Origin of the sequence: Acinetobacter lwoffii, from assembly GCF_024129435.1 — a bacterium.
GTDB classification, from domain to species: domain Bacteria; phylum Pseudomonadota; class Gammaproteobacteria; order Pseudomonadales; family Moraxellaceae; genus Acinetobacter; species Acinetobacter lwoffii_F.
Map to the genome: position 1 here is coordinate 38,114 of NZ_JAMXXN010000024.1, position 6,734 is coordinate 44,847.

Sequence of the window (6,734 nt, forward strand, 5' to 3'; positions counted from 1 at the left end):
AGATGATCGGACTAAGTTAGGTTAATCGGCTATTCTCGAAATACGGGCTTTTCATAGCATGTAATTTTAAGGTCACTCCAATGTCATTACATTAACCATTCACCGGGAAATTTCGTCACCAGATTCATCATAAAACGCTGGAATTTTGTAGTTTCCGGATCATGTAAATGCTGAATACTACGGCCATCTTTTTGATGTTCCAGCCAAATCATTTCATTTTTTTCGTTCAGTTTAAGTTGATAAGCCACGCGTGGTAAGTACTGATCCATCGCACTGGTGATTTCCTTCTGAAAATCTTCCGATTCAATGACCAGACCGACTTCGGTATTCAGATAGGCTGAACGCGGATCAAAATTAAATGAACCGACAAACACCATGCCATCCAGATCAAAAAATTTGGCATGCAAACTGGAGCTATTTTTGTTTTTAGCCGGGATGATGTCTCCAGTCATAATTTCATACCAGGTCCGTTCCGGACGGACAATGTAGGGTTTAAATTCCCAGAGTTCGATGCCACTTTTCAATAATTGCTGACGATATTGCTGATAATAGGCATGCACCGCAGCCACATCATTGGCCTGAAAAGAGTTGGTCAGGATTCTGATTTTCACACCTTGTTGCGCACGGCGGGTTAAATAGTCGGCCCCTTTTTGCGTGGGAATAAAGTACGAGGACACCAGTTCCAGATGTTTTTTTGGCTCACCCATCAGTTCGAGCATATGGGTATAAATATAATCGCCATTTTTGGCATGGGGGCGTGCTTTTGCGGGACTATCCGCAACAAAATAAGCCGGCGCCCAGTGAATGGGTTGTTTTTTTAAGTGTTGTTCGACTTGTTTCTCGGCAATGCCCACCCGGCGTTTGAGTTCAGTTTCGTCAACATCTTCTCGTTCAAATTCAGTTCTGAGCCTTTTAAGCATTTCAGGATGGCCGGCATCATTCAAGATCTGTCGAACGTCATAACTCAGATCATCATTCCAGAAGTTAATAAAGGTCTGATTGGCATCTGTTACGCTTTGCCCTGCGAAGAATATATCCACATCGGTGAACTGAAAATCTTCACTGGCATCAAAATATTCACTACTGATATTGCGGCCGCCGGTCACGGCTGCAGTGCCATCCGCAATGATCAATTTATTGTGCATGCGATGATTGACCTTTTTCATCCGGAAGCCATAATCCAGCGCACGTAAATGACGAAATTTATAGGGATTAAAAATCCGAACTTCAAAATTTGGATGTTGGCTTAGAGCAAGAAGCTTGTCATCAAGCTGGGTACCATTTTGATCGTCAATCTGAACCCGTACTTTGACACCGCGATCGGCGGCTTTAAGTAATTGGGACAAGATCATATTGCCAATATAATCATCCTTCCAAATGTAATATTGTAGATCCAGATGATATTTAGCTTTGTTAATCAGGTGCAGACGTGCTGCCATACTCATAAAGCCATCATAGAGCGGCAAGAAAGCCGTTTTACCGCTATTAATTTGCTGTTTTGAAAGTTGATTGTCGATCCAGTGCGCAGGTCGAACCGGCGTAATTTTCGCTTCTTCAGCAGTGTTGGGAGCCAGTTCACAGCCAGAAAGCATGATGCTAAAAGTAAAAATGCTCAAACATACAAAGGGCGAAGGTTTAGTCATTGATGTTCCATTAATTATAGGATCTTTTATTCCTTATCTGGTGATGTTAATAGTTGAATCTGCGAATAGAAAGAGGTTACTGTTAGTCATCTGTAAATCAGCAAAAAAAGACAGTTTTACATGAAATCACGTGCAGCAGTTGCGTTTGGTCCAGGCCAGCCATTAGAAATTGTAGAAGTGGATGTTGCTCCACCAAAAGCAGGTGAAGTACTGGTAAAAATTAGCCATACAGGCGTGTGTCATACCGATGCATTTACCTTGTCTAGTGAAGATCCTGAAGGTGTATTTCCTGCAATTTTGGGTCATGAAGGTGCGGGTGTGGTCGTTGAAGTAGGTGAAGGGGTCACCAGCCTGAAACCGGGCGATCACGTGATTCCGCTTTATACTGCTGAGTGTGGCGAATGCTTGTTCTGTAAATCAGGTAAGACCAACCTGTGTGTTGCTGTGCGTGCGACCCAAGGTAAAGGCGTAATGCCAGATGGAACGACCCGTTTCTCTTATAATGGCGAGCCGATCTATCACTATATGGGTTGTTCAACTTTTTCTGAATATACTGTGGTAGCTGAAGTTTCTCTGGCGAAAATTAATCCTGAAGCCAACCATGAGCATGTTTGCCTGCTGGGTTGTGGTGTGACTACTGGTATTGGTGCGGTGCATAACACGGCGAAAGTTCAGGAAGGTGACAGTGTTGCAGTATTTGGTTTAGGGGGTATCGGTCTTGCTGTAGTGCAAGGCGCACGTCAGGCCAAAGCCGGTCGCATCATTGTGATTGATACCAATCCGGATAAATTTGAACTGGCGAAACAGTTTGGGGCGACAGATTTCCTGAATCCAAAAGACTATGATCAGCCGATCCAGCAAGTGATCGTCGAAATGACTGGTTGGGGTGTAGACCATTCATTCGAATGTATCGGCAATGTAGATGTGATGCGTTCAGCACTAGAATGTGCGCATCGTGGCTGGGGTCAGTCGGTGATTATTGGTGTTGCCGGAGCAGGTAAAGAAATTTCAACCCGTCCATTCCAGTTAGTCACAGGTCGTAAATGGATGGGTACTGCATTTGGTGGGGTAAAAGGTCGTTCACAATTGCCGGGAATGGTAGAGCAATCCATGAAAGGTGAAATTCAACTTGAGCCTTTTGTGACACATACCATGCCACTGGATCAGATCAATGAAGCTTTTGACTTGATGCATGAAGGTAAATCAATCCGTACGGTCATTCATTTTGACTAAGCTTTTTCAATTTTAAAAAAGACCAGTATTAAACCGGTCTTTTTTATGCGGCTTTCACTTGATTCAGGATACATTAGTGCATGAAAGCCTCACAGAGAGTCACTGAAACAAAACACGCCTGCTAATGTCATTACATGCCAGATGCTTATATTAAATAGGACGTATGAAGATACGTGCTAAAACCATTTTAAAGAATAAGGATAAGCTCTATGTCGAATGATAATTTTGATCGTGATGTAATTAAGAATGCGCCTAAAGATGTCCGCGATGATTTAAATGCTGATCCAATTACGGGTGAACCTGGCGCACATCCTGTGGGTACAGGTGTAGGTGCTGCAGGTGGTGCAGCTGCAGGTGCAGCTATTGGTGCTGCAGGCGGTCCAGTGGGTGTCGCTGTCGGTGGCGTTGTCGGTGCTGTTGTTGGTGGTCTAGCAGGTAAAGGTGTAGGCGAAGCTATAAATCCAACAGAAGAACAGGCTTACTGGCGTGATAATTCGATCAATACGCCATACTATTCAGATGCCCGTACCACCTATAGCGATTTGGATTATGACCGTGATTATGATACGGCCTATCGAGTCGGTTATGAAAACCGTGGCAGTTATGACGCCCATACTCGTTTTGAAGATGTAGAACCTGATTTGAGACTGAAATGGGAACAAATGAAAGGCGAATCACGTTTAAACTGGGAACAGGCTAAATTTGCAGTACGTGATGCCTGGAATCGTGTTTCACGTTAATTTTTAATCTTTGGATTAAACTGAAGTTTCATTGGTAAAACCCGCGATAGGTGTGTGGGTTTTACCACTTTTAGTGATACATTTCACGGTTTGATGGATTAATAAATAAAAGTAGAAAATTTAATAAATATTTTTTTATATTTAATGCTTGTCAAATGATCACAGAGCGCGTATTTTAATTTAAGAATCACATTTTATGAAAGACATAACATGTTAAAGCAACCTATCATTTCAAACGCATATTTTTATTTCTGGCAGTTTAGCTAATTGCCTGAATGCGTTTGGGCAATGAAAAGGTTGCCCACTAGTTTATACCTGATCGGCAACCCTGATCAGGTTTTTTTATGCCTTTCATCTTTTACAATATTTTGGAGACAGCCATGACAAACTTTAACTATTCATACTTTAACAACTTTTATTGGTCTTATTTTAGTCAGCTAATGACACTTACAACACCTTCGATTAGACCCATAACGCTCAAATAAAAGTTTGGATTGATTGCCAGTCCCAGGATTAAAGTCATGAATACCCCAAATACATCACAACAACATCATGCTGAAAGCATTTTAATTTTACCTCAGCAGCTTAAGCAGCAATTGCCACTGTCTTCGCAATTAGCCAGCCAAGTCGCTGAACACCGTCAAACTATTCAAAATATATTAGAAGGCAAGGATCATCGTTTAATGGTGGTCACAGGCCCATGTTCCATTCATGATGAAGCTTCCGCGCTAGACTATGCAGAAAAATTAAAACAACTTCAGTCACAGCTATCTGATCAGATTTTCCTGGTGATGCGTGCTTATATTGAAAAACCACGGACTACGGTGGGTTGGAAAGGTTTCCTTTACGATCCAAATCTGGATGGTTCATCCAATATGCAATTGGGCTTGGAAAAATCCCGTGACTTATACCTAAAAATTATTGAAATGGGCCTGCCAATCGCTTCGGAAATTCTTAGCCCAATGGCAACTGCTTATTTCGATGATCTATTGGCCTGGGGAGCGATTGGCGCACGTACCAGCGAATCACAAATTCATCGCGAAATTTCCAGCCATATGCCGTACAGCATCGGTTTCAAAAATGGTACTGATGGTTCGATCCAGATTGCACTAGATGCCATCCACTCTGCCTCTCATCCGCATCAATTCTTGGGGATGAGCCAGTCTGGTTTACCATGTATTTTACACTCGCAAGGTAATCCGAAAGCACATTTGATTTTACGTGGCTCGAATAGCGGACCAAATTACCAATTGTCAGAAATTGAGAAAATCCGGGCCAAACATCAGATCGACTTACCGGCATTGGTAATTGACTGTAGTCATGGCAATAGCTCAAAAAATCCGATGCTACAGCCTAAAGTACTGGAACAGATCGTAGCAGAACGCTTACAGACCAATGTTCGTGGCGTAATGCTAGAAAGTCATTTGGTAGATGGCAACCAGAAAATTTCTGAGCAAATGACTTATGGTCAATCTGTTACTGATGGATGTCTGGGCTGGACAAAAACACGACAACTGTTACTGGAGGTGGCTAATACTTTAGCGATCAGTTGTCTGAAACGTAGTGCCTAAATTTAAAAACCACTTTCTCTGCTTGAGCAGCGGGGAAAGTGCTTTTTTGAATATCAGAAAGCAGTTATTTATAAATATAATTAACCTGTAATAGGTCACATAATTGTGACGATAATTTTCATCAAATTATTAAAATCTGTTTGTGTCCTTGTCTAACTCTAGACACAATAAAAACCAGTATATCTCTCTGAATATATAAATTTTTCAAATATTTAAATATCAAATCCGTTCACTTGGGGATCTCAATGTTTGCGCTAGAGCTTTTAGAAGAAGCACGAAAATTTATGCACCATATGCTAACCAAAGTGGTTGAATATGGCGGTTCAGATTTATTTATTACTGCAGATTTTCCACCAAGTATTAAACATCAAGGTTTGATGAAACCATTTGGACAGCAGACCCTGACCGCTGAGAAAACCAAGCTCTTTGCTTATAGCCTAATGAATGAAAAACAGCGCAATGAATTTGAAACCGAACTTGAGTGTAATTTTGCGATTACTGTTCCGGGTATTTCACGTTTCCGGGTCAATGTATTCCAGCAACAGTTGAATATCGGTATGGTGATTCGTACCATCACTGCGGAAATCCCAAATTTCCAGAAGTTAAAACTGCCTGAATCGCTGAAACATGTGATTATGGAAAAACGTGGTCTAGTCTTGGTGGTCGGTGGAACCGGTTCGGGTAAATCAACTTCACTGGCAGCGATGATTGACTATCGGAATGAAAACTCGGCTGGACATATCATCACGGTAGAAGATCCGGTGGAATATGTACACAAGCATAAAAAATCCATGATTACCCATCGTGAAGTCGGGGTAGATAGCCATTCTTGGCAAAATGCTTTAAAAAATACCTTACGTCAGGCACCCGATGTGATTTTGATCGGGGAAATCCGCGATACAGAAACTATGGAACATGCGATTGCTTTTGCTGAAACTGGGCATCTTTGTTTAGGTACGTTGCATTCCAATAATGCCAACCAGACTTTAGACCGGATTATTAACTTCTTCCCAGAAGAACGTCGCAATCAGTTGTTGATGGATTTGTCCTCCAATATGAAGGCTATTATTTCACAGCGTTTGGTTCGGACTCAGGATGGCAAGGGACGTCGAGCAGCCATTGAAATCATGTTAAATACACCGCTCATTTCAGACTTGATTTTGAAAGGAGAGTTTCATGAGTTGAAAGCGATTATGGCAAAATCACGGGAATTGGGAATGCAGACCTTTGATCAGGCTTTATTTGAACTCTATAACCAGGGCGAAATTTCTTATGAAGAAGCATTACGTAATGCCGATTCAACCAATGAATTACGTTTACAGATCAAATTAAAAAGTAATCGTCAAGACAATGCTCCGGCTGGGCAAGCCACCCAATTTTCCATGATTACAGAACCGAAAACAACTGATAAAGATGCAGAAGATCAGTCGGAAACGGAATAAAAAATTCTAATTTTCTATTAGGGTCTGTTGACATTTACTGTTCATAATTAACCCTATAAAGGTAGCCATAAAAATATACAGGCTAAAGCAACAGAACTTTGATAA

The 6,734-nt window shown here is 41.6% G+C and carries 5 protein-coding genes; 4 read left to right on the forward strand and 1 reads right to left on the reverse strand.

What is annotated here, in order from left to right; genetic code table 11:
• Positions 1–86 precede the first annotated feature (86 nt).
• Entirely contained in the window at positions 87–1,643 is a 1,557-nt protein-coding gene (locus NI455_RS12850) for a phospholipase D family protein (RefSeq protein WP_005106839.1), read from the reverse strand.
• Positions 1,644–1,763: 120 nt separating this feature from the next.
• Between NI455_RS12850 and NI455_RS12855 the strand changes: the two genes are divergently transcribed.
• The 4 genes from NI455_RS12855 to NI455_RS12870 all read left to right on the forward strand — a co-directional run bounded on the left by NI455_RS12855 (position 1,764) and on the right by NI455_RS12870 (position 6,629).
• On the forward strand, positions 1,764–2,876 hold the full coding sequence (locus NI455_RS12855; protein ID WP_253114514.1) for an S-(hydroxymethyl)glutathione dehydrogenase/class III alcohol dehydrogenase: 1,113 nt from the start codon (positions 1,764–1,766) through the stop codon (positions 2,874–2,876).
• Positions 2,877–3,085: 209 nt separating this feature from the next.
• A complete protein-coding gene (locus NI455_RS12860; protein ID WP_004280428.1) occupies positions 3,086–3,616 on the forward strand; it encodes a hypothetical protein in 531 nt (176 codons plus the stop codon).
• Positions 3,617–4,137: 521 nt separating this feature from the next.
• A complete protein-coding gene (locus NI455_RS12865) occupies positions 4,138–5,187 on the forward strand; it encodes a 3-deoxy-7-phosphoheptulonate synthase (protein WP_253114517.1) in 1,050 nt (349 codons plus the stop codon).
• A gap of 245 nt (positions 5,188–5,432) precedes the next feature.
• A complete protein-coding gene (locus NI455_RS12870) occupies positions 5,433–6,629 on the forward strand; it encodes a PilT/PilU family type 4a pilus ATPase (protein ID WP_044108350.1) in 1,197 nt (398 codons plus the stop codon).
• The last annotated feature ends 105 nt before the right edge of the window (positions 6,630–6,734 follow it).